The sequence below is a fragment of the Sphingobacterium detergens genome (assembly GCF_003610355.1).
In the GTDB taxonomy this organism is placed as follows: Bacteria; Bacteroidota; Bacteroidia; order Sphingobacteriales; family Sphingobacteriaceae; genus Sphingobacterium; species Sphingobacterium detergens.
Genome location: NZ_RAPY01000002.1, coordinates 213,955 through 235,117 on the forward strand (window position 1 = coordinate 213,955; position 21,163 = coordinate 235,117).

Here is a 21,163-nt window from a genome sequence, read left to right on the forward strand (position 1 = left end):
GACAATTTAAATAGGTTTCATTATGATCGCGTCTTTGGTTTTAGGTATAATTGCTTTAGTATCGGGTTTGGGATTACGTTATTGGATAAACCGTAGAAAGTTTTACAGAAGAGGTCCTTCCGGAGCAGAAGGTTTTTCCAGTTATGAAAAATCAGTTGCTGTTAATATTTTGGAGCGTATAGGGAAATGGGGGGCTTATATCTTGATAATTTTCGGAATTTTATTTCTTTGGAGCTATTCAAGACAAAAACAGGCCAAAGAAAATAACCTGGATAAGACTGAATTAAAAAACACTAAATAAAATCCATATTTAGATTCATTTTCTAGATCAAACACCAAGATTACTGACTTCTTTACCATTTCTTCTAAATCCCCATTTAAAGGCGATCTTTTTCTTCAATAGATAACGTATCAGCTATGTCATTCATCAGCGTTTGATGTTCTTTCGATTTCCAGCTATCGTTGCCAGCCCAGGTGTCATCGCATTGCGCCAGTTTTTCATAGGCTCTCATCAGCAACTCCTGGAGCTTTGTTATTTCGTATTCCATATACTCCTAATAGTTTCAGTCATAAATTAGTATTTAAACAAACCAAGAAATCCATTTTTAATTATGGGTTTCTTTGCTACTTTCTTTTTCGGATAACTCACGAAAGAAAGTAGTTCCCTAAAACAACAAAAGGGATAATGAATATCCCGTCCTAATCAGGCCCGCAACCTGTTTTATAAAATGAAGTGTGATGATGGTGCGTAGCCTTTTCATTTTGGCAAAGGGGTTGCACCGCTTGATGCAAAAAGACTGCCCCGACCATCGGGAGGGAGTGTCTTTTTGCCGCCCGCCATCCGTCTTAGGTAACTTTTATCGGATGGGTACGGAAGTCTTTTAGATTGTGAAAAAAGCCTTTGTATTCGGTCATTCCTTTGCGAAACAAGTTCCATAACAAAGAACACCCCATTTGTGTCAGTGATGAATTGATAAACAAATCTTGATGTTCCAATGCTTCTGCAAGCGAACAGCTTGGCGTGTTGTCATCATCTTCGGATTGCTTCAGCAATTCGCCATACTCATCAGTTACAAAAGGCAGGCTCGCCACTGTTTGATACTTTTCCGAATTAGGTTGTTTTATCTCTCCGATAGTAGATAGAAGTACTTGTCCTGTGTCCTGGCTGTTACCAAAGTCTAACCAGTATTTCGGCTCGTCTTGGTGGTACCTGCGATATGTTGCTTCTTTCAGAATTTCGGCAACTCCAAATCTCGCATCTACATTGTCCACGCAAGTAATGGTAATGGTTGCTCTTGCATTTTCGGGCAGCCTTCCAAACTTATCCTTATTAAATTTTAGCGTTTCTGCTTTCCAGTTTGTACCGATACAACGATTGATACGGTTTATCAAGGCAACGGATTTATACAATCCAGTTTCACATTCAAAAAATCGCTGTCTGCCCAAATTGGCACTTGTAATAACATCATCGTCCCAAAGACGTACCTGCAACCCTGCGTGTCCTAACGCAATCAAACTCTCGTTTATCTCCATTAAGGCGGTCAATACTTTTGAACCTGTACCACCTGCTCCGATAAGGTTTACCGAAATAGGATTGGTTGGGCTTATTAGACTATTATCCGTAAAATGAACGGCTGTTTTAACTGTTTCCATTACAATAGATTTTTAAGGGTTCTGTTATTCTTTTTCAATACTTCTTTTGGAAAAGTTTTATCTGTATCGATAAGGTCTTTCCATACATTTACGCAATTCCCTTTTATTGGGTTGTGGCTTCCTAATAGGTGGCTGAAATAACTATTGAAAAAGTAGCTTTCCCACGCCTGTATAAATTCCTCAACCGAAGCCGATTTTTTGATATCAATAGTTACAGTACCCATGCACACTTTGCCGTCTTCATAGATGTTAAAAAAAGGAGCATAATGTAATGGTGTTTTTTCTGTCGGCCTTCTCTCTGTAGCAAGGGAAAAGACTGCAAGGGTGTTTTTATTGGCAAACCAAAGCATTGGAGGTACGTCTGCTTTTCCGTTGGGTATGCCCAAACCATTTACGAAATACATTTGTCTTTTCTGTGCTTTTGTGTACCATAGCACCGTACCTTTTTCGCTCGGATTGATATGCAGAATGTTGGTAGGTAAAATTCCCTTTGGCTTCAAAAAGGCTTTGTTCTTTTCTTCATCGGTCTGTAAAGCCTTTGCCAGTAGGTTCGCTTCTTTTACCGTTAATGGGTGGGCATTTATGGGAGTTCCTCTACTGTCCATATCGAAATGCTCCACGTACATATCGGTGTCCGTTCCTGCGGTTTCATAAAAAACCAAAGCGGATTTCGGATAATATAGTGTTCCGAAATTCTCGGTTATGTTAGTTACGTTATTCATTTTTCTGTTGTTTTATAGTCATACAATATTGTACATAAATCTTCTAGTAATGCAAAAAGGCGGTTTTCGAAATCAAGGTTGCTTTTTGTAATTTCGCATTCGTCAAAAGCTAAACTAATAGTTGGCTCATCCATAACACCATATTCGTTAAACTCATTGTTGATACTGTCTCTAAGGCACTCATACAGCCAACCTTTGGTTTCAGAAATAAATGAGATGTACTTTTCCATTCCGATTGCATCGTTTTCGTAATCGTCATTGTAAGGGTCTTCTTCATGAACAGGTGCATTTCTGAAAATGCTTTCAGTTGGATATTTTCTATATAGGTCGAATGCATTACTCGCCATTTTTAAACATTTCTTGTCAAATTTATCTTGGCATTTAAAGCGGCTTAAACGTTGTTCAAAAACTGTAAGATTGACACGATTGCGTAACTTTTGCTCGATGCGATCCCCAATATCTTCCGCTATGTAAAATTCACGATTATATAGTTGTTGTTCTCCCACTTCTTCTTCTTCTTCTTGCTCCAACCATTCTTTATGGGTTTCACATATCCAATATAAATAACTGGTCGGGTGTCTGTAATATGGTATATCAGCAATGTGATAAAGATAGCCGCACACTGATAGAAGAAGTTCAGCATTCTTTTTACGCTTTGGGTCTTTGAGCATTTGATAGAGTGGAACAATGGGAATATAATACAAGGCCGTACCTGTATCATACCTTTCCTCACTCATAAAATAAGTTTTCTTACTATCCTGGACCAATCTAAAACCATCCCAATTTATATTCGCGCGTTTTACTTTAAATTCCATATCCCACATACCTAATGTAATATTGTAGGGGAACTCAAATTCCTTTGTTGGCATTGGCTCAATGCTGTAATGCTCGGCAAGTTTGGAAAGGGACTTATAAAAATCCCTCTCCGTTTTCTGACAAGCCTGTACAGACGGTGCTGTTTTCAGTTTAGGCAGAAACGTACACTTTAGAATACCATTGGTAGCATTCCTATTGGTACGGACTTCTGTCTGTCTTTCTGTACTTCGCTTGCGTCCTTCGGTTTTTGTAGCCACTTTGCGAACCCGCCCAATTGTCGATGTAGCTGTTGTTGCCTTTTCTGCTCTGGAGGATTGATAATTCCCGATATGATGTTGCGTTGCATAGTTCATTGTTTTTGAATTTTAATTTAACCTTTCGTACCCATTACACTCTCAAATTTGTACTCTACTGCATCATCTTTAATCTGTGGGGCAGATACTTTGGAAGTCGTCAAAATGGGGTACAAATTGGCGTAATAATTCATTACGACTTCCACGCTCCAACGTGGTTCAGGGTCGATCAGTCTGATGTCCTGTCCTTTATCTTTGAGTATAAAAACCCGCTCTAATTGTGTTGCTAATAACATAACGTTTGAATTTTTGGAATTTCATTTTTATTCTTCTTCTCCTGTTTCGTGGGCAGAATAGTCGTTGGTAAATTCTGCTACCTGTTGCGGTTTGGGCGTTTCTTCTTCGATTGCCCCGAAAAGGCTCGGTGTCGCAAACTTTTCCGACAAAGAAATTTTCCGTTTGCGTATCTCGTCCGCTTTTTCGGGATATTCCGCTGTGTCGGGAACTTTTATCCACGCATCACGAAATTTCCCTTCTTTCTCTAATTCGTCCACCTTCGCCATACAGTCTTTATACTTCTTTTCCTTAGTTTCTTTCTCTTTTCTAGCTTTCTCGGTTTTTTCTTTCTCGATGGCAGATTGTTTTTTGACTTCTTCTAGTTGCTTCAGAAATTTTTCCATATCCACCATTAAGCCCGATACCTTTTTTATAGGTGTGGTGATCTGCTCAAAAAATCCCTCGTCAAATTCTTGGGGCGTAGCATTAAATGTCAACGGGGGAATAAGGTTTTTGGCATTATCTCCGCATTGCTCATTGTTGAGCAATACGGTTACAATTAAGTTGCCTTCTATTCCTTTTGAAATGTTCAGCCGTAAAACTCCTGTAAAGTCCAACTGCTGTATCTGATTAAAGAAATTCGTGTTCATTGTTGTAAAATTTTAAGTGTCGTCTAATCGTTTTTAATTGCGCTTAATTTTTCAAACATATCTGTCCAATATGCTCTTTGCCTTTTGTCGAACTCGGAAAAACTTTTGTCCTTGTGCCTGTATTCCTTGTATTCTGCTACCGATTGGATAGCTTTATTAAGGTCTGTGACTTCTATCAGGCATCCGTTTAAATCTGTTATATACATTGCCGTTTTTTATTTAATGATTTCAGCTATCTTGTCAATTCTGTTGCTCGATGTTATGAATGTGGTTTTTCTGCTGTATAAATTCCGCTTTCATAGTAACCTATCAACTGTTCCCAAAGCCGTATTAAGCTATTCGTATCTATATAAAAATATTCGGTTCGGTTGCAATAAATGATGTAGATAGCTTCATCCTTGTGTTTCGTTTCAAGGCTTTTATTTTTAGCCAGGCTTTTCGCTTCTTCTATTAATTTTGTTTTCATATTGCTTTCTATATTTCTTTACGATAGATTGAGGCGGCAGAATATTTTTGTGGATTTATGGTTTCTGTTTGTACAATAAAAAGGAATAACGTTCTGTTATATGCTCAAAATTTTCGGGTATTTCGGGCATTCTGTCCATAAGGTGTTTCCTTAAAAATTTGCCATCATCATCAAAGGCAAAGGCCACCTCCAATACGTTAACCTTATTTACTGAAATTAACTCCGCCTTTCGCTTCTTCAGCACCATAAGGATATCCAAATATGCATCTGTATAAGTCGATCCGGTAGCTACTAAATTATGTGCCTTTCGCTTTTTTCCGTTTTTTGTAATGATTGACAATGTGAAGTGCCATTTATAATAAGTCCTCATTGTTGTGTTTTTAATATAGGGCAACCGCCGTGAGGCGGCTGCCTGTGGTTATTAATTGAGTTCAAAAACGTCTGCTCCGATTTTTTCAAATGAGGTACACAAGTCAAAGGCTTTTTGCGTCTTTAATTGTGCAGTGCCACCCATTACAATACTTTGCAGTTTGGCTTCATCGTCTTTGTAATTCCTTACATTCTGATAGTAGCCTGTAACGGCATTGTATGCTCCGAACAATGTGCCTTTAGTGGTTTCCATTAGTTGCGTATCGCTAATCATAGCGTATGCAAATGCATCATCTACGGTGTTTTTAAATACGGTAGAAACTTCATCTTCTGCACCTTTTTTGAGTAGGTCAAACGTTTCTTTATTCGGGCATAGCGCAAGCTGTATCAGTTTCCTAACTTCGCTGTCCGTTACCCTTACTTTTGTCCAGTTATTGAAAATTTCCTGTAGCTGATTGCTAAGGGTGTTAGCAAGTCCCATTACCTTGTGGGCGTTCTCTAAACGTTGTTTTGCTCCTGCGGTATGTTTGATACGTACAACATTGCTCATGTTACGGAGGGATGCGTTTAGCGTATTTTGGCAAACGATACGGATAGGTGTAAACGCTGCCGTTATACTTCCGCTTCCGTCATGGCTTGTTGTCAAGAAAATGTATTTTTCTGTTACATCATCTCCATTACCTACTCGGATATAGTCAGGCAATTTGGCAGTGATAAAAATTCGTTCCCCGTTGCCCAATGCACCCGCAGTTTCGTATAAGATACCGTCCACATCACCTACAATTGCATCAAAGAAATTAAATGCTTCACGGTTTTGTACAATGTGATAATCCTTACCGACCACACCTAGTACAGCATTATTATCGCTGCGTATGTTGGCGAAAAAGTTCGGTACCTCTAATTCATTATTACATATCTCTATGCCATTAGCCGTTTAAATAATGCCCGAACCTTTAGTGAAGAGGGGGGATTTTACTACATCGTAATCTAATCCAGCGAATTTTATAGCTTCCTCACTGGTTGGGTATTGCTCTACGATTTGCCCCAAACCGTGCCATGCTTTTTGTTGTACGCTAAAAAATGAATAACGTCCTGTTGTCTTGTTGAAATTCAGATTATGTGCCATGATATTTAAATTTTGAATTGTTGAAAAATGATAATTATTTGGTGCTAAATGTTCTGAAGAATATTGTTTGATTATTCGGAATGTGCTGATTCCATCCATTTCCAGTCTATGCTGTTAATGAGATCGTCCAAGCTGTCGTACCAATTGCTGTCATAGAAATTCCCTATTATTTTTACGGCACCCGATCTATCCTTTTGAAGTTGGATTACAATGATTTGTCGCCTACTCTCATTAAGGGTTCCGTTTGGATAAAAAGGCTTTTTAAATGTTATTATGCTACCTTTCTTTCTTAGAAACTTTGCCCTTTTCTCTGTTGTGTCGTATTTCATAATTCTTATGTATTTAGTAATTTTTAAAATGGGAGGTCTTCTTCTGTAGTGTTACCCTCAACTTCTGTAGTATCCTGTACGGTTTCTACTTTTCTTCCACCTGCTAGCGGCTTTATATCGGAGGTATGGAAGTTCAAACCTGCCTGTGCTTCCCCTTCTTTGTTTAACCATGCCCTGACGCTTACCCTTCCAGTTAGTTCTACTAGCATTCCCTTTTTAAGTATCTTCAATACATTGGGAGTTCTCCAAAAGGAGCAATTGAAATAGGCAGTCTGATCTACCCATTCGCCTCGTTTATTTTTGTAGCTGTCATTTACTGCTACTGAAAAATTTACTACCTGCTTACCGTTGATGGTTGTCCGTACTTCGGCATTTCTTGTTAGCCTTCCTGTGATGTTCATGATTTCTATTTTTTTGATTTTGATTTGAATTATTCGGCAATGAGAGGAGGAGCTGTTTTGTTTCACTTTTCCGTTTCCGTTGTTATATGTTCTCGTTGCTGACATTTTTTTTATTCGTCTAAAGAGCCGGAGTATGCTATGTTTCGTTTCACGAGCAGAAAAAGGTTAGTGTTTAGGCGACACAAGGTTTTGGAAAATAAATACTACCCAAAGGGTGGAGATTTTTTTTCAAACTTGCATGACCTTGTGGCGACTTTAAGAACACGGAAATACCTTTGCTCTTGAAATGGAACAATAGGCATACTGGCTCTTTTGAATAAAAAAAATGTGGAAGTATCGAGGACTTAACAGAAATGGAAAAGCCGGAATGCCAACGGCAGCCAAACTATTCCGTAGATAGGCTTATAGTTACAAAGCGTTTACTAAGTTCTTAAATTTAACCAGTGGAATAAATCAGATATAGATTAGTAAATCAAAAAAGTAATGATGCAAGATCAATTTGAAAATAGAGCAGCCCGGAGAAAAGTATCAGTTGATGAGTTGGTAACTATCGATGATCTGCAGATGTTTAAAGATCAGTTGATAAATGAAATAAAGTCTATTTTTTCTAAAAATGGCAAACCAATTAAAAGATGGATAAAATCGAATGAGGTGAAGAAAATATTCGATATTTCACACGGTACCCTACAAACTATGAGAAACAGTGGAGAAATTCCATATACTAAAATGGGAGGGACGTTATATTATGACCAGGAGGAGATTGAACAATGCCTCATAAAGAGAAAAAAACAAAGAAATGGAAGATAATTATAGGATGACTGACTTCAAAATTGGGACGGGTGCATGCGTGCCACCAGTGCTGGAACAGGTCGTAATTTATTTTATTGAAAAGGAATGTTCAGAAGATACTGCACTGAATTTTTTTAATAGAATGAGAAGTCAGGATTGGAAGAACTTAAAGGGAGCAATAATTAAAAATTGGAAACAACACGCTTGGCGTTGGATATTAAATTTAAGCATTAAAAAGTGATTTTTTAATTGCCTGTTTTTCAGACCTTTGATTGAAGGTTGATTATGAAGCTATTTTGGTTATTTTTGTTCTTAAATCCGTTGTATGGAGCAAACGCTTACATTATATAATATAAATACAGTTCGTTTTTTTGATAATAGAAATGTCGCTCGTAATTATGCATTTACCAAGAAAATGGTCGAGCATAATATATTTCTAGAATATTATACAATTGATCCTTTAGAGGAGGAGGACGTTGAAATGATAGATGAAGAAAAAGACTATGGTAGTCATTTGTATGTTCTTTTAGAACGCGAGGGAAAGTATTATCAATTCTCTTTATTTCATGACGTATTTGAAATAGGAATTCCTGTGATGTTGATGCAGACTATTATTTTCTTTTTTTTTTTGATTGAAAAGATCGAAATTGAAAAGCTTATTGAACATCTTGTAGGTATTTCCATTGATGCCCTAATTCCCCACGAAATAAAAGATAAGGAATTTCGCGATAATGCTAAGAAATTGCTGAATCTTAAACTTCAAACTGTCCATAATCTGATTCAAATCAATGATAATTTCGAATAAAGTGAAGAATAATTTACACTGATAATTAAGTTCACTTTATAGCATCATATTAATAAGAAAAGGCTGCGGATTGCAGCCTTTTCTTATTTGATGAGTTTAGGCGACCTTACGGAATTTGCCAGTTTTGGCAAAGATTGCAGATTTCGCCTATTTCATGTTTTCGCTTATTCAGGGCTTGCAACCAGTACCCTTTCCATTTTAAAAGAATATGGTCGTATTATAACTGGAATCTGTATAAGATGAAATGGATTTAATTTTGTCTTTCCAAACCACAAAGTTTAATGAATGCTCACTGTCGAGGCGGATGCCATAATAACGCGTGCCAGCTTCGGTCGTTCCTATAGTCAACTCTTCAACCTTGAACCCGGTTGGCTTATCTGCGTTATTTAAATATGCCGTCCTAACCAGAACCAACGAATTCTGGATCTTATTTATGGAGCTATCCGTCCCGTCACTTACTATATATTGCTTAATAATAGAATCGGGTATTGGTTGCTTAATTGACAACTCCTTCAAAAATTTTTCTATCAGCTTTTCCCCACCCGAAACTTTCTGGGCAAATAATACATGAATCTGTATCATAAACAATAGCGTTAAGAAAACCACCCTATGAATAGCATCTTTATTACTTCGTTTGTTTAACATCATTTATAAAATATTCGCGATAGGAAACAGACCCATCGCTATTGTACACTATACTTTCTCCATTTTTCTTCCCTTCTTTGAATTCCGTAGACATGAACAGAATACCGTCTGAAAATATTTCTGTCAGTCCCTCTAGTTTGCCATTAACCACCTGATTGCGGATTCTGAGCCGCCCATTTTCATCAAAAACTGCGATCTCTTTATTTTCATCATTCTTAAAAGTAATCTTACTTTTGATCACGCCGTTTTCTGAAATGGTTCTGCTGATACACTTCCCTTTTTCATAATAGGATGCAATATCCGATCCATCCTCTGCAACCCAATTATAAGTACCGGCGAAAGGAATATCCAGTTTGTCTTTTTTGTAAGTAACCCCATCCAAAATAACCATTTCAGATGGAGTATTAAATTTTTCATCAAACATTTTGAAATCGTCAATTCACTTTATGAATTACAAATATCATACCTTAACAATCACCTCCAAATAAGCCATCAAAAAAGCCATCGAATTGGATCTTGGAGGTGTTTTTAACATCCGGTCTGGCACCTGTATCCACAGAGGCCCTTGCACCGGGTATATTTGCTTGAAGATAGGTGTTCAGGGTCGTCACAAAATCTCTTTCATAAGTTGCATCCATTGCCGTTTTATATTTGCCTGTTTGACCGTAAAGCATTCCAAGCGTTTTGGCTGTAATGTTCATCGCTTCTGCTGTTGCTTTAGCGGCATCTTTGGCACTATAAGTGGTCCCATCACTCAATTTAGAAGGTACATCTATTATCAGGTTCCTTATATTGAACTTCTTCGTTACCCCTCCAACTTCATTGAATGTGACAGGAGGTATGCCGGTAACTCTGGTCGCCATCCTGTTGCTCGCCGGGGTGCCGAAGTTAAAAGAAGCACAGGATATATCTCCCGGCCAAAGTGTGCTTACAACATTATTCCATGTATTTCCGCTGGAGGTACCCCCGCCTCCGCCTCCTCCGCCAGAAGGTGGATACACCGGCGGATAAGTCGGTGGTGGCGGTGGTGGGTAATATGGGCCGGTTGGAGGATAGCTGGGATTAGTTGGCGGCGGCGGCACAGTTACTTCGGGCAGCGTACCTCCGTCAATATCTTCTATACCCATCAGTACAATATTGCTCTTACCGGCGGTACCCAGCAAGGTATAGCTCCCTTTATTGTCGAAGCTACCTAAATCAATGAACTTTCCATTAAGGGTAAAGCTGCCGACAAGCATCGCATTGCTTTCCCGGAACTGATATTGATACACTCTGCCTTCAAAGACCCCATCGTATTGGATGACATGGAGCTCGCGGGTCATACTGCTATCCTGCAACAATAAAGTCGTGAACAATGTAGAGTCTCCACGACGTGTAATCTTGGTGCCTTCCCATTGTGGGTTGTTAATATTGGCAAAAGCACCACCTTCATTTGTAGGAATTAACTGCCGCTGGTACCATGCGGCTACTTTTTCGATGTCCCCATTCTCCTGAACAGGGTCGATCTTAGCATCTTTCACGCATCCCCAGACTGCAAGGAGAACTAGGGCGAGAAATGCTGTTAGGTTAATAAACTTTTTTCTCATACTTAAATTTATATACAAATCTAATTTAATATAATTTCAATTAAGTGGCAAGAAATTATAAAATATTTTTATATTTTGGCGTATAGATATTTCTATAGCGGTAATAAAGGCTTTACTGTCGCGATGTTGTTAATACATATGATAAAAGAATATACTGGACGATTTAAGTTTTCTCTGGCGGATAGCGCTATCACATTGCTTATTGCCTTTGCCTCTGTAATGGGTAACTTCGAATGGAAGCGTATCTACTGGCTGGCAGAAATGCCGCAGTTTATTTTCTTACTATTACTTTCCGGCTTAGTAATATTAATCTTTGGCAATCAAAAAGCAGGGAGCATTCGTTTGGGAGTAATCGATGGTCTTGTAATTTTATTTTTTTTGTATCTAATTAGCCGGTCTGTTATTGCAAGTTACCCTGAGTCTCCATCCACAAGGATTTATATCCCGGTAGCGACTTTTATTTTTTATGCTTTGATAAGAACGCAATGCTCCAATTCTATTTTCACCCGATCAGGCAATATTATCCAGGGCATAATATACCTGGCAGTTTTTCAAAGTATAATAGGTGTATTTCAAGCCTGCGCTTTTCTTCCCGGATATGACAGGTCGTCAAATGCAGCAGGATTATTTTCTAACCCGGCATTATTTGGCTGCTTCATGGCATTAGGGAGCTGCCTGTGTTTATCTGTAATATTTAATGCTGAATACCGGAAGATAAAAATCATTCACCTGTCCCTGTTTCTTGTAATATTTGCTGGTATTTTGGTTTCCGGCTCACGAACAGCATGGCTGTCGGCTTGCTTTTGCTGCTCCTTCCTGAGCTATATCCGCTATTTTCAAGGAAAGCAGAGACCCGAAAAGAAAACAATATTAGTGATCCTGCTTAGTATATTGGTAATAGCCATTGCTGGCATATACTATTTGTATAAAATTGATACGGCATCGGTAAGTGGCAGGTGGTTGATCTGGAAGATTAGCTGGACTATGTTTAGGGACTATCCGATATTCGGTATGGGCTATGGCGGTTTTTATACTGAATACGGAAATTACCAGTCAACCTATTTCCTCGCTGAACCAAGAGCGCAACAAGAAATATTAACCGCTTCCATGAATTATTATGCATTTTCTGAACCACTGACCATCCTCATAGAGCAAGGCATTTTGGGTAGCCTTATTTTCCTGTTCTTGATCGGCCGCAGCATCATCCTGTTAGGGAAAAGTAGCGAAAACAGCACAGAACATTTTCGGCTATCCTCACTTTCTTTAATTTCGGTTTTATCATTGTTTAGCTTGTTTTCGTATCCTCTTCAGGATTTGTTTTTCACCCTGTTATTCGCTTTATCATTATCGTATGTAGCAACACTTGAATCTTCGGTTAAACCAATCGTTTCCCTTTCATTGGGTAGGTATTGGCAGGTGGTTTCTATTACATTACTGTTAGCCATAGGTTGGCACTCCATAAATGTGATACAGGCTATCTACAACTGGAAAAAGGCCAAGGGAAATATTCTGGTAAGTGAAGGGGACGCGTTATTAGGTTATAATCAGGCTTATAAACCGTTAGCAAATAACGGATCATTTTTATTCAATTACGGATCGGAGCTGGCCGACCTCGGGCAATACCGGCAAGCATCTGAAGTATTGGGCCAGGCGGCAAGATATGGCAATAGTGTGGAGCTGCATCTTCAACTGGGAAAGGTCTACAAGGAGCTTGGACAACTGGAGCGGTCTGAGGCGTCACTGCTTAAAGCATCTGCCATGAATCCTAAATTATTTCTACCATTAAATAATCTGATGTTGTTCTATATCAATACAGGACAAAAAACCAAAGGCAAAGAGATTGCCAAACTTATTATGGAAAAACCTGTGAAAATACCATCTGATAAAATCGAGAACATAAAGAAAATTGCAGAGTCATACCTGATTGAATTATGAACGTGAGAATAATAATAGCAACCATAATCATTGCTGCCCAACTAACGTCCTGCAGTAAGGACAATCCGGAACCCAGTATTGAGAAAACAAACCAGGACAGGCAGGTAGGGATACTTTCTAGTAACGCAGCCTTTACCGATATGTTTAATAAGCTTACTGATGAATCAAAGAAGATTGATTTCGAGGCGGGGTATTTTATTTACCCATCCCAATCGCAGACCTTCCGTTACGTAAGAATAGAAGGTAGGCCCGGAGAGCCTTTTATTTCATTCCTGCCTGAAGGGCAGATCGCCGGAGTTGTCCATTGTCATTATAATAATCTCTTCCCATCATTTTCGGGATCGGACATAAAGGCGATCTACGAGCTTTATGTTGATGAGTATATGAATGATTATTATTCATTTTTCTGTGGCGTTGTCAGCTATACCGGCAGGGGATACCTTTTACTAATTGAAGACCTAAATAAATTCCTGGCTTTTTCAGCAAAAAATTTTAAAGAAAGGGAGCGTTTCAGAAATTTTGAGCTTGCGTATTTTAATAAGCAACAGGCGTATAAGGACTCAGGGTTTGAAAGCTCATATGAAATAGCGCTTTCTGAATTGCTTTCTGGATCGGGACTTCGGCTTTATAAATCCAATATGCCGTACGGACAATGGGTCAAACTGTCTTTTGAAAACGGAGCACTCAGGGAATATAAATTAAATAAATAACCGATCTTATTACAGAATTATGAATAAGAAATATTTGCATGTATCGTTAATTTTCTGCGCAAAAGTCCTGTTTTTAGGTTGTGGTCAAAATAAGACACTGAAAGAGCTGGCAGTCGAGAAGCAACCAACCATTGTCAAGGTTGACAAAGCCTTTCTAAAACAGTATTATGGTATTAATTTGCCGGAGCAGAGTGATCTTCAGCTCGAAGGGCAAAGAAAAGATATGCTCGAAGCTACAAGTCGCTGGTTTAACAATGGACTTATTGACACTACAGATATTCTTGATTTCGTATTACCCCAAATGGTCAATAACTCAGTTGATACCGGGTGGCGGCTGCATGTTAGGAAACGAATGAAAGGTATAAAGCTACCTGAAGGAAAAATAACAGAGAAGTCATTTCTAAAATTCTGCAACCTGGTTAATGATTCCGTTAAAGGGCAAATAACATTTGCAAATGCAGACGAGGATGAAAGCCTGCTTACTTATTCAGCACTCAACGCTAAAGGGCGGGGAAGCTGTGTAGCTATGAGCGACTACACAAACTATACGTTCCGGGGGCTGGGGATTCCTGTAACAACAGATTTTATTCCCGTTTGGGGAAACCTAAATGCTCCGGGTCATGCATGGAACAGGTTATTGTTAAAAGGAAAGTCACTTCCCTTTATGGGTGCAGAGTCGAATATCGGCGATTACAATCCACTGGTACTTAGCATTTATGCAGATGGTAGCATTTCCACAAGACGCTTACCAGCAAAAGTTTACCGTCACTCTCCTTATGATGGGCTTAGCATGGACTTTTTCGGTAAGAAGGTACTTGACGTTACAGATGAGTACGTTGATATAAATTCGATTATTATCGAACATAATGAAAAATTAAGCTCCCCGGTTTACCTCGCTACCTTTAATCGCGGAAGTTTTATAATTGTTGCCAAAGGAACATCATCTGGTGATAAAATTGTCTTTCAAAAAATGGGAACCGACCTTGTATATTTTCCGGTAAGGCTGGATAGGGCTAAAGCTGTGCCGGTAGGCACACCGGTAATTTGCAGGCAGGGAGCCAATAAAACAATGACTCCTGATTTTGATAGCCAGATCAATATAAGAATTGATCACCTTCTACCCCTTGCCCAAGGACAAATGTATTACCTGGCTAAAAATGGGTACGCAAATCTGGATAAAATCGACTTTCATAATAAGTATGATGTTTGCCCAATCCCTCAGAATAAAACTGATTATGAGCTCTGGTATTGGGATATGGGATGGAAAAAGTTAAGCACAATAAAAGCTGAAGGTAAACAGCTTGTATTCCAGAATGTTCCCGGCAACGCACTTTACGTGGTAAAAACTCCTGCAGAATCATTTGCTAAAACTCGTCCTTTTACTATTGAAAAAGGAAGTATATTATGGCTCTAATAAAGGTTTTTGAATAACCATTAGGAAGACGGATTTTCAGGTTGTTCAATTAAAAAGGGGCCTGGCAAGGGAAGCAAAAGTGATAGAAAAATCTATTTGATGGGATACCACAATGATTATTTTAATACAGTGATTCGTTGGGACTCGAAATACTTAAAATGTAAAAATTAAGAATTGTAAACAACACGCTTGGAGTTGAATTTTAAATTTAAATATAAAACAAAAAAACGACTGCAGAAGGCAGTCGTTTTTTTGTTTTATAAGTTTATGCAACCTTACGGAATTTGCCTGTTTTGGTAAAGATAGCAGATTTTGCCTTTTTCATGTTTTCGCTTATTCTGGGCTTGTGGACCTTGCAGTATCTTTGAGTTGTACGAATACTTTTATGACCCAACATCCTGCTTACATCTTCCAAAGGAACACCGGCATTCAACATAATATGCGCAAAGGTATGCCGCGCTCTGTGCGTATGAAATTCCCTATCCTCTATGTTTTGTGCAGATAAGCCGCATATATCAGCCAGCTCTTTTAAATAAGCATTATAGCGATAGTTACTATTGATGGGAAGGAGCTTATTTTTATTTCTACGGCAGGAATGGTCTTTATATTTTTCAATCAACTGTTCAACAATTGGTAAAATTGGTACCATTTCAGTAACTCCTGTTTTTCCTCGGTCTTTAATAAGCCATCTTTCTTTATTGCTACCTATAAGTACTATGTTTTCAGGTGACAAGTCATATGTATCTTGGAATGCAAAGCCTGTAAAGCACTGGAAAATATAAGCATCCCTAACCTCCTCAAGTCTTTTTATTGGTAAGAATTTATTATAGATGATTTCAAGTTCATAAAGCTCATGTGGAAGAACTTCTTTGTTTTGGCTTCCACAGCTAAAGTCACTGAGTGGATTGTTCTGAATGAAGTTTTTGTTTACACAGCCTGTTAAGATTTGCTTTGTTTTTTTAATATGTGTTTTTGCGGTAGCATCTGCCAATTTCTGATCTATATCGAGCGTTAAGAAATCATAGAAATCTTCTGCAAAGGAATATGTCACATTAGACAACTCCATATCAGTAAGCTGATATTTTGAATTCAAAAAAGTTAGTAATTTTCCCCTGGTAGTTCTCCAATGTCGGAGTGTTCCGTCATCACGCAAATCGGCTTCTACTTTTTTTTCAAAGATGGTTATGTAATCATTGAAAGCATCTAGCAGAGTAGGAAGTTTTACCTGATTGGTATCTTCTTTCTTATTTTCAAATAAGGGTTTGCCTAGATATGCATTTTTAAGCATTTGAGGAGTAATAGTCTCGTATTGAGTTTGCAAGACTGTAAAATGTGCATCTAATTCTCCTTGTGTCGTGATTACTTTCGCGTTAGTCTTTTTAGCTTCTTGGTTTTGTTGGGTGTCAATCTTAAGATCTACATCCCAAAAATCAGGGTGTACTTTACGCTTCAATGAAATTTCTGCTTCTGCTCCATCAATTGTAATTCTCGCGTAGAGCGGCGCTTTACCATCTTTAGTTGCTTTCGCCCTAAAAAGCCAGAAAAGAATTGAAAGATTCTGATTGTTTTTCATCTTACACAGTTTTAAGTTATCAATGAGATTAATCCGGCCTTGCCGGAGTACACAAACGATTTTCTTAAAACCTACCTCAGAGCCTTTTAGAAAATCAGTTACCCAATTTAGAAGATAAAATGGGTAGCTGAAATGGTAACCATAACGGTTGAATTCTTTTGAACTAAATTAAATTCATTATTTTTCAAAAGATTGATTAACAACCCTAAAAACGAAAAAAGCGCACCTAAAGTGCGCTTTTTAATACTAATCTGTGATCCCGCTGGGATTCGAACCCAGGACCCATACATTAAAAGTGTATTGCTCTACCAGCTGAGCTACGGAATCCTTTCTGTTTTTGAAAGTGATGCAAAGGTATAAAAATATATGATTGTGTCAAAGAGTTTTTGTCTTTTTTATTGATATATTTTATAACCGTTTATAAATTACGTATTTATTTTTCTCGACGATGCGGATTCCTATTTGAGGTCAATGGTATTTGATCGTAAATCGAGCGATTTTGGGTACACCTTTTTCGGCTTTTCTGAAACCAATAGCTTGTTAAAATGAAAAAGTCGGCGATTGGTGCCGACTTTTTTATATTTTGAGGAATAGGGGAGTAACATTATTCTGTCACAACGCCCATATTGCTGAATTTGTCAATTCGTTCTTTGATCAATGTATCGCTGTCTTTTGCTGTTAATTCAGCTAGATCTTTCAATAATTGTTCTTTAAGATTAGCGGCTGCTTTTGCCGGATCTTGATGAGCACCGCCTAATGGCTCAGGAATGATACCGTCTATCAGACCATTGCTTAACATATCACTGGAAGTTAGTTTCAATGCTTCGGCTGCTTTCTCCTTGTGATCCCAGCTTCTCCATAAGATGGATGAGCAAGATTCTGGTGAAATAACGGAATACCACGTATGTTCCATCATATACACACGATTACCTACTCCAATACCCAAGGCTCCTCCGGATGCACCTTCACCGATAACGACGCAGATGATAGGCACTTTAAGTACCGCCATCTCCATGAGGTTGCGCGCAATGGCTTCACCTTGTCCACGCTCTTCCGCTTCCAAACCAGGATAAGCTCCCATCGTGTCGATCAAAGTGATCACAGGCTTATTGAATTTTTCAGCCATTTTCATCAAGCGCAATGCTTTACGGTAACCTTCGGGATTGGCCATGCCAAAATTATGATATTGACGTTCTTTGGTATTTTTACCTTTCTGATGACCAATGATCATAACAGGATTACCATCGATTGAGGCCATTCCACCTACAATTGCCTTGTCATCTTTTACCGTACGATCACCGTGCAATTCAATAAATTCATCGCAGATAGCTTCGATATAATCATAGGTCTGTGGACGATCCTGATGACGGGACATTTGAACATTCTGCCATCCAGTTAAATTGCTGTATATTTCTTTTTCCGTAGAAGCAAGTTTTTCCTCAAGTTCACGAACGGTTGCGCTCATATCAACTTGGGTTTTTTCGGCAACTTGTGTTACCTTTTCAATCTGCAATTGCAAATCTGCAATTGGCTTTTCAAAATCAAACGTGGTTTTCATATATCTATTTTATGAAAATATTCAGGGGGCTAATTTAGCGCATTTTTTCCGAAATTAAAATTTGAGCGTACAATATCATTGGAAATCCTTTGTTACATTTGCGTTATAATCTCGGTGGTGGCTTAATTTTTGATTGTAAGCCTGTGAAAAATGTTGACTTATGCTGAAAAAATACTTTTACTTTCTTTTTCTATTGATTTCGCCCATACTTGCCAGATCGGAGAGCTATCCGGAGGTTCTATTTGATAATAGTATAATCAATGGAAGCTATGCAAAAAGCATGGCGCATTACACTGGAGAGTCTTGGGTACAAAATGTGAATCATAGTCTTCCTGTCTCGGATAGCCTGTTTTTTACTCCAGGGAACTCGCTTTCGCTACGTTACGTTTCATCCCCCAATGGTAAATGGGAGGCCAGTATATTAAATGATAAGCAAAAATTTCAGTATATGATCGCTAAGGATGATCATTTAACCTTTAAATTGTTTATCCAAAGTAACACCGAAAAAGGACAGTTGCCTAAAGTTGCCCTGCAACAAAACGATGTACGCAGTAATGCCCTGGATATTACCCATTACATCGAAGACTTTGCCTATGATACTTGGCTCAATGTTTCTATTCCTGTATCGAAATTTGAAGGGATTACCATCGGAAAAGCCGTTTCCTCGTTACTATTGGAACAAAATGGAACCAGTGCAACTACCCATCAACTTTTTATTGATCAAATAGAATTTCTGCCAAGAAATTATCCAAAAGTGAAACTGTCATCGGCAGCTATTTTATCTAAAATAGGTTCTGTAGACAAGCAAGTTGAACTGGTGTGGCAGCTGCCCTTGACTCCCAGTATCCGCTACGTAAAAATTTATAGATCAGAGGATAAGCTTAATTTTCAGCCAATTGCAATCTTGCCAATCTATGTGCAGAAGTGTCTCGATCGGGTGAATGAGTATAATAAGAACTATTATTATAAAATAGCATGGGTTGACTACAACTATGTGGAGTCCCCGTTTTCCGATGTAAAAGAAATACAGACCAAAAAAGGGACCGATGCTGAGATGCTAAATTTTATTCGGAACGCGCATGTCAACTATTTTATTGATAATTATGATGTAAATAGTGGTATGTACCTCCCTGATCGTGGAAATCGGCAGGCAGTTGTTTCAACGAATGAAACAGGTTATGCCATTTTGGGCCTACTTGTTGCTGCTGAAAATCAATTGATATCCAGACAGGCTCTATTATCGCGGATGACACGTATGGTGAAATTCCTAGGGGCAGCACAAAATCATCAGGGTGTTTTTACTGCCTTTTACGATGGGAGATCAGGCGTGCCCTTCTATCGGGATTCTGTGCCTACCTATGATATAAGAGGAACTTCCCATTTAATGGAGTCATTGTTAATCGCCCGTGAATACTTCGCGAAGGAGGATCCGGAAGAGCAATCCTTACGTAAATCAATTACCACATTATGGGAAAGAATAAATTGGCGTTATTTTACAGATCCAAATAATACCGATGTTCTCTGGAACAAGTGGTCGCCTATAGATAGTACAGCGAGGTCACGTCCATTAGGTGGATTTAATGAGAGTCTAAGTACTTATCTGCTGGCGATGTCTTCTCCTACACATCCTTTAGCCGCCTCAGCTTACATGAATGGATTTGCAACCAAACATGGGGATGCAATGGATTTTACTGATGAGTTAAATACGCTGGCTCCAGAGATAAAAACAAAATTAAATGACTCACTTGCACAGTCTATAAGCAACAATCCACTGATCGGTAGTATTTGGAATGCACCTGCCTCAATCTATTCGGATGATAAGGTTATCTTCGCTAAAAGTATTGCAGGAGGGAATCTGACAGAGTCACTGATGTCTGTTTATCGACCATTTTTAATCATGGATCCGAAAGGAAAAGTGGATAATTTTGTGGATTATAAAAAGTATCTGTCAGATTATATACTAGCCTATAAACGGAGAGATAATGAATTGAATATCGGGACGAGATTTACGGATATCTGGGGTGTTGAACACACGGATAATGCTTATCAGGGATATTTTGTCAATCCTGCAATTTCAATTGCTTCCTATCCATTTGAAAGGGAGATAGGTATGAAAGCCATGCGTAAATTTTACGAGGAATATGCTGATGTGCTGTTTACACAATATGGATTCAGAGCATGGATCGACCTGAAAAACAATGATGTTTCTGAAAGCTATCGGGCAAGGAATCAGGCTACAATAGCCATAATGATCGAAAATGCCAATTCAGGGATGATCTGGAAGTTGTATGAACGGATCCCAGAGATTAAAAAGACATTGGATACTGTTTATGTGAAGAAATAGATTTGTTACGATCCGGTAGACGGAAAAGGAGTGCCTTTTTGGAGTTTTTTCCTTATATTTACCCTGCTTAAATCGACAATAAATACGTTAAAAACGATGCTTAGAAAAATTAATTTGGGACTATTGGCCGTATGCGCAAGTTTATCATTATTTTCTTGTAAACAACAGGCTATTGTAGTTAATCCTGGGGCTGTTGTCACAAAAGATGGAACTGATGATGGTTTGAAAAATGTGAAAAAGGATTTTAATGATGCGAAAAGGACTGATGAGGGAATTAAATTCAGTATTTCATCCGATCTATTGTTCCCGACAAATTCTTCCTATCTGTCTGACAAAGCGAAGACTGAAGTAAGTAAGCTCGCCGTAATTTTGAACGAGAACAATAATAAAATTAAAGTTGATGGTTATACTGATGCGACTGGTACTGTCGAATATAATCAATGGCTTTCGGATAAACGTGCTGCATCTGTAAAGAAATTCCTGGTAGATTCAGGTGTACAGGAGTCGCGTATTACTGCTAAAGGTTTTGGTCAGTCAAATCCTGTGGGCGATAATAAAACACCGGATGGACGTCAGAAAAATAGAAGGGTAGAAGTGACTATCCTAGATAAAAAATAAAATTATCAGGACTTTTTCCTGAACTAAAAAGCGAGATATTTTATGAATATATCGCTTTTTTTATGCCTTTATCAGAGGTGTTAAG

The 21,163-nt window shown here is 38.4% G+C and carries 24 protein-coding genes, 1 tRNA gene and 1 pseudogene; 9 read left to right on the forward strand and 17 right to left on the reverse strand.

Annotated elements, in window-relative coordinates; all coding sequences use genetic code 11:
- Positions 1 to 22 precede the first annotated feature (22 nt).
- A complete protein-coding gene (locus DFQ12_RS12930) occupies positions 23 to 301 on the forward strand; it encodes a molybdenum ABC transporter permease (protein WP_120259483.1) in 279 nt (92 codons plus the stop codon).
- A 76-nt stretch (positions 302 to 377) separates the two neighbouring features.
- Here the strand turns inward: DFQ12_RS12930 and DFQ12_RS28150 are convergent, their stop codons facing one another.
- The 11 genes and pseudogenes from DFQ12_RS28150 to DFQ12_RS12985 form a co-directional block, all read right to left on the reverse strand.
- Positions 378 to 548 (reverse strand): hypothetical protein, encoded by a 171-nt coding sequence (locus DFQ12_RS28150; protein ID WP_167457270.1) that lies wholly within the window; start codon positions 546 to 548, stop codon positions 378 to 380.
- A gap of 298 nt (positions 549 to 846) precedes the next feature.
- Positions 847 to 1,653 carry a PRTRC system ThiF family protein gene (locus DFQ12_RS12935; RefSeq protein WP_120259484.1) on the reverse strand — a complete coding sequence of 269 codons (807 nt, stop codon included), beginning with the start codon at positions 1,651 to 1,653 and terminating at the stop codon, positions 847 to 849.
- Positions 1,653 to 2,375: a PRTRC system protein B gene (locus tag DFQ12_RS12940; RefSeq protein WP_120259485.1), complete on the reverse strand. Its 723-nt coding sequence runs from the start codon at positions 2,373 to 2,375 to the stop codon at positions 1,653 to 1,655. The genes DFQ12_RS12935 and DFQ12_RS12940 overlap by 1 nt, the downstream gene beginning before the upstream one ends.
- Positions 2,372 to 3,544, reverse strand: coding sequence for a hypothetical protein (locus DFQ12_RS12945; protein WP_120259486.1), 1,173 nt, complete (start codon positions 3,542 to 3,544; stop codon positions 2,372 to 2,374). Before DFQ12_RS12945 ends, DFQ12_RS12940 begins: the two co-directional genes overlap by 4 nt.
- A 17-nt stretch (positions 3,545 to 3,561) precedes the next feature.
- A complete protein-coding gene (locus DFQ12_RS12950; protein WP_120259487.1) occupies positions 3,562 to 3,780 on the reverse strand; it encodes a PRTRC system protein C in 219 nt (72 codons plus the stop codon).
- A 27-nt stretch (positions 3,781 to 3,807) separates the two neighbouring features.
- Positions 3,808 to 4,410 (reverse strand): PRTRC system protein E, encoded by a 603-nt coding sequence (locus tag DFQ12_RS12955; RefSeq protein WP_120259488.1) that lies wholly within the window; start codon positions 4,408 to 4,410, stop codon positions 3,808 to 3,810.
- 259 nt (positions 4,411 to 4,669) lie between these two features.
- On the reverse strand, positions 4,670 to 4,876 hold the full coding sequence (locus tag DFQ12_RS12965; protein WP_120259490.1) for a DNA-binding protein: 207 nt from the start codon (positions 4,874 to 4,876) through the stop codon (positions 4,670 to 4,672).
- A gap of 55 nt (positions 4,877 to 4,931) precedes the next feature.
- Complete coding sequence (locus DFQ12_RS12970) at positions 4,932 to 5,246, reverse strand: hypothetical protein (protein WP_120259491.1); 315 nt, start codon at positions 5,244 to 5,246, stop codon at positions 4,932 to 4,934.
- Between the two features lie 51 nt (positions 5,247 to 5,297).
- Positions 5,298 to 6,371: pseudogene (locus DFQ12_RS12975) on the reverse strand (DUF932 domain-containing protein).
- Positions 6,372 to 6,442: 71 nt separating this feature from the next.
- Positions 6,443 to 6,700, reverse strand: a complete 258-nt coding sequence (locus DFQ12_RS12980) for a hypothetical protein (RefSeq protein ID WP_120259492.1) — start codon at positions 6,698 to 6,700, stop codon at positions 6,443 to 6,445.
- Between the two features lie 23 nt (positions 6,701 to 6,723).
- Complete coding sequence (locus DFQ12_RS12985) at positions 6,724 to 7,101, reverse strand: single-stranded DNA-binding protein (RefSeq protein ID WP_120260004.1); 378 nt, start codon at positions 7,099 to 7,101, stop codon at positions 6,724 to 6,726.
- A 483-nt stretch (positions 7,102 to 7,584) separates the two neighbouring features.
- On the opposite strand from DFQ12_RS12985, the gene DFQ12_RS12990 reads away from it, so the two are divergent.
- The 3 genes from DFQ12_RS12990 (at position 7,585) to DFQ12_RS13000 (ending at position 8,695) form a co-directional block, all read left to right on the forward strand.
- A complete protein-coding gene (locus DFQ12_RS12990) occupies positions 7,585 to 7,908 on the forward strand; it encodes a helix-turn-helix domain-containing protein (RefSeq protein ID WP_244211738.1) in 324 nt (107 codons plus the stop codon).
- Positions 7,898 to 8,131 (forward strand): hypothetical protein, encoded by a 234-nt coding sequence (locus DFQ12_RS12995; protein ID WP_120259494.1) that lies wholly within the window; start codon positions 7,898 to 7,900, stop codon positions 8,129 to 8,131. Before DFQ12_RS12990 ends, DFQ12_RS12995 begins: the two co-directional genes overlap by 11 nt.
- 84 nt (positions 8,132 to 8,215) lie before the next feature.
- Positions 8,216 to 8,695 (forward strand): hypothetical protein, encoded by a 480-nt coding sequence (locus DFQ12_RS13000; protein ID WP_120259495.1) that lies wholly within the window; start codon positions 8,216 to 8,218, stop codon positions 8,693 to 8,695.
- Positions 8,696 to 8,893: 198 nt separating this feature from the next.
- Here the strand turns inward: DFQ12_RS13000 and DFQ12_RS13005 are convergent, their stop codons facing one another.
- The 3 genes from DFQ12_RS13005 to DFQ12_RS13015 are packed head-to-tail and all read right to left on the reverse strand — an operon-like array spanning position 8,894 to position 10,926.
- Positions 8,894 to 9,277 carry a hypothetical protein gene (locus DFQ12_RS13005; RefSeq protein ID WP_147420408.1) on the reverse strand — a complete coding sequence of 128 codons (384 nt, stop codon included), beginning with the start codon at positions 9,275 to 9,277 and terminating at the stop codon, positions 8,894 to 8,896.
- Between the two features lie 43 nt (positions 9,278 to 9,320).
- Positions 9,321 to 9,764 carry a toxin-antitoxin system YwqK family antitoxin gene (locus tag DFQ12_RS13010; RefSeq protein WP_120259497.1) on the reverse strand — a complete coding sequence of 148 codons (444 nt, stop codon included), beginning with the start codon at positions 9,762 to 9,764 and terminating at the stop codon, positions 9,321 to 9,323.
- A 43-nt stretch (positions 9,765 to 9,807) separates the two neighbouring features.
- Positions 9,808 to 10,926 (reverse strand): hypothetical protein, encoded by a 1,119-nt coding sequence (locus DFQ12_RS13015; protein ID WP_120259498.1) that lies wholly within the window; start codon positions 10,924 to 10,926, stop codon positions 9,808 to 9,810.
- A gap of 138 nt (positions 10,927 to 11,064) precedes the next feature.
- On the opposite strand from DFQ12_RS13015, the gene DFQ12_RS13020 reads away from it, so the two are divergent.
- The 3 genes from DFQ12_RS13020 to DFQ12_RS13030 are packed head-to-tail and all read left to right on the forward strand — an operon-like array spanning position 11,065 to position 14,985.
- Positions 11,065 to 12,861 (forward strand): O-antigen ligase family protein, encoded by a 1,797-nt coding sequence (locus DFQ12_RS13020; protein WP_167457271.1) that lies wholly within the window; start codon positions 11,065 to 11,067, stop codon positions 12,859 to 12,861.
- Positions 12,858 to 13,571 (forward strand): hypothetical protein, encoded by a 714-nt coding sequence (locus DFQ12_RS13025; protein ID WP_120259500.1) that lies wholly within the window; start codon positions 12,858 to 12,860, stop codon positions 13,569 to 13,571. The genes DFQ12_RS13020 and DFQ12_RS13025 overlap by 4 nt, the downstream gene beginning before the upstream one ends.
- Before the next feature lie 19 nt (positions 13,572 to 13,590).
- On the forward strand, positions 13,591 to 14,985 hold the full coding sequence (locus DFQ12_RS13030) for a hypothetical protein (protein ID WP_120259501.1): 1,395 nt from the start codon (positions 13,591 to 13,593) through the stop codon (positions 14,983 to 14,985).
- Between the two features lie 265 nt (positions 14,986 to 15,250).
- On the opposite strand, the gene DFQ12_RS13035 is transcribed toward DFQ12_RS13030, so the two are convergent.
- From DFQ12_RS13035 to DFQ12_RS13045, 3 genes are all read right to left on the reverse strand, one after another.
- Complete coding sequence (locus tag DFQ12_RS13035; protein ID WP_120259502.1) at positions 15,251 to 16,558, reverse strand: site-specific integrase; 1,308 nt, start codon at positions 16,556 to 16,558, stop codon at positions 15,251 to 15,253.
- A gap of 254 nt (positions 16,559 to 16,812) precedes the next feature.
- Positions 16,813 to 16,885: transfer RNA gene (locus tag DFQ12_RS13040), tRNA-Lys, on the reverse strand.
- Between the two features lie 277 nt (positions 16,886 to 17,162).
- Positions 17,163 to 18,116, reverse strand: coding sequence for an acetyl-CoA carboxylase carboxyltransferase subunit alpha (locus tag DFQ12_RS13045; RefSeq protein WP_120259503.1), 954 nt, complete (start codon positions 18,114 to 18,116; stop codon positions 17,163 to 17,165).
- A 160-nt stretch (positions 18,117 to 18,276) separates the two neighbouring features.
- Between DFQ12_RS13045 and DFQ12_RS13050 the strand changes: the two genes are divergently transcribed.
- Both DFQ12_RS13050 and DFQ12_RS13055 read left to right on the forward strand, forming a co-directional pair.
- The gene (locus DFQ12_RS13050) at positions 18,277 to 20,460 is read left to right on the forward strand and encodes a glucoamylase family protein (RefSeq protein WP_120259504.1); all 2,184 of its coding nucleotides are present in this window, start codon (positions 18,277 to 18,279) and stop codon (positions 20,458 to 20,460) included.
- Between the two features lie 96 nt (positions 20,461 to 20,556).
- Positions 20,557 to 21,078, forward strand: coding sequence for an OmpA family protein (locus DFQ12_RS13055; RefSeq protein ID WP_120259505.1), 522 nt, complete (start codon positions 20,557 to 20,559; stop codon positions 21,076 to 21,078).
- The last annotated feature ends 85 nt before the right edge of the window (positions 21,079 to 21,163 follow it).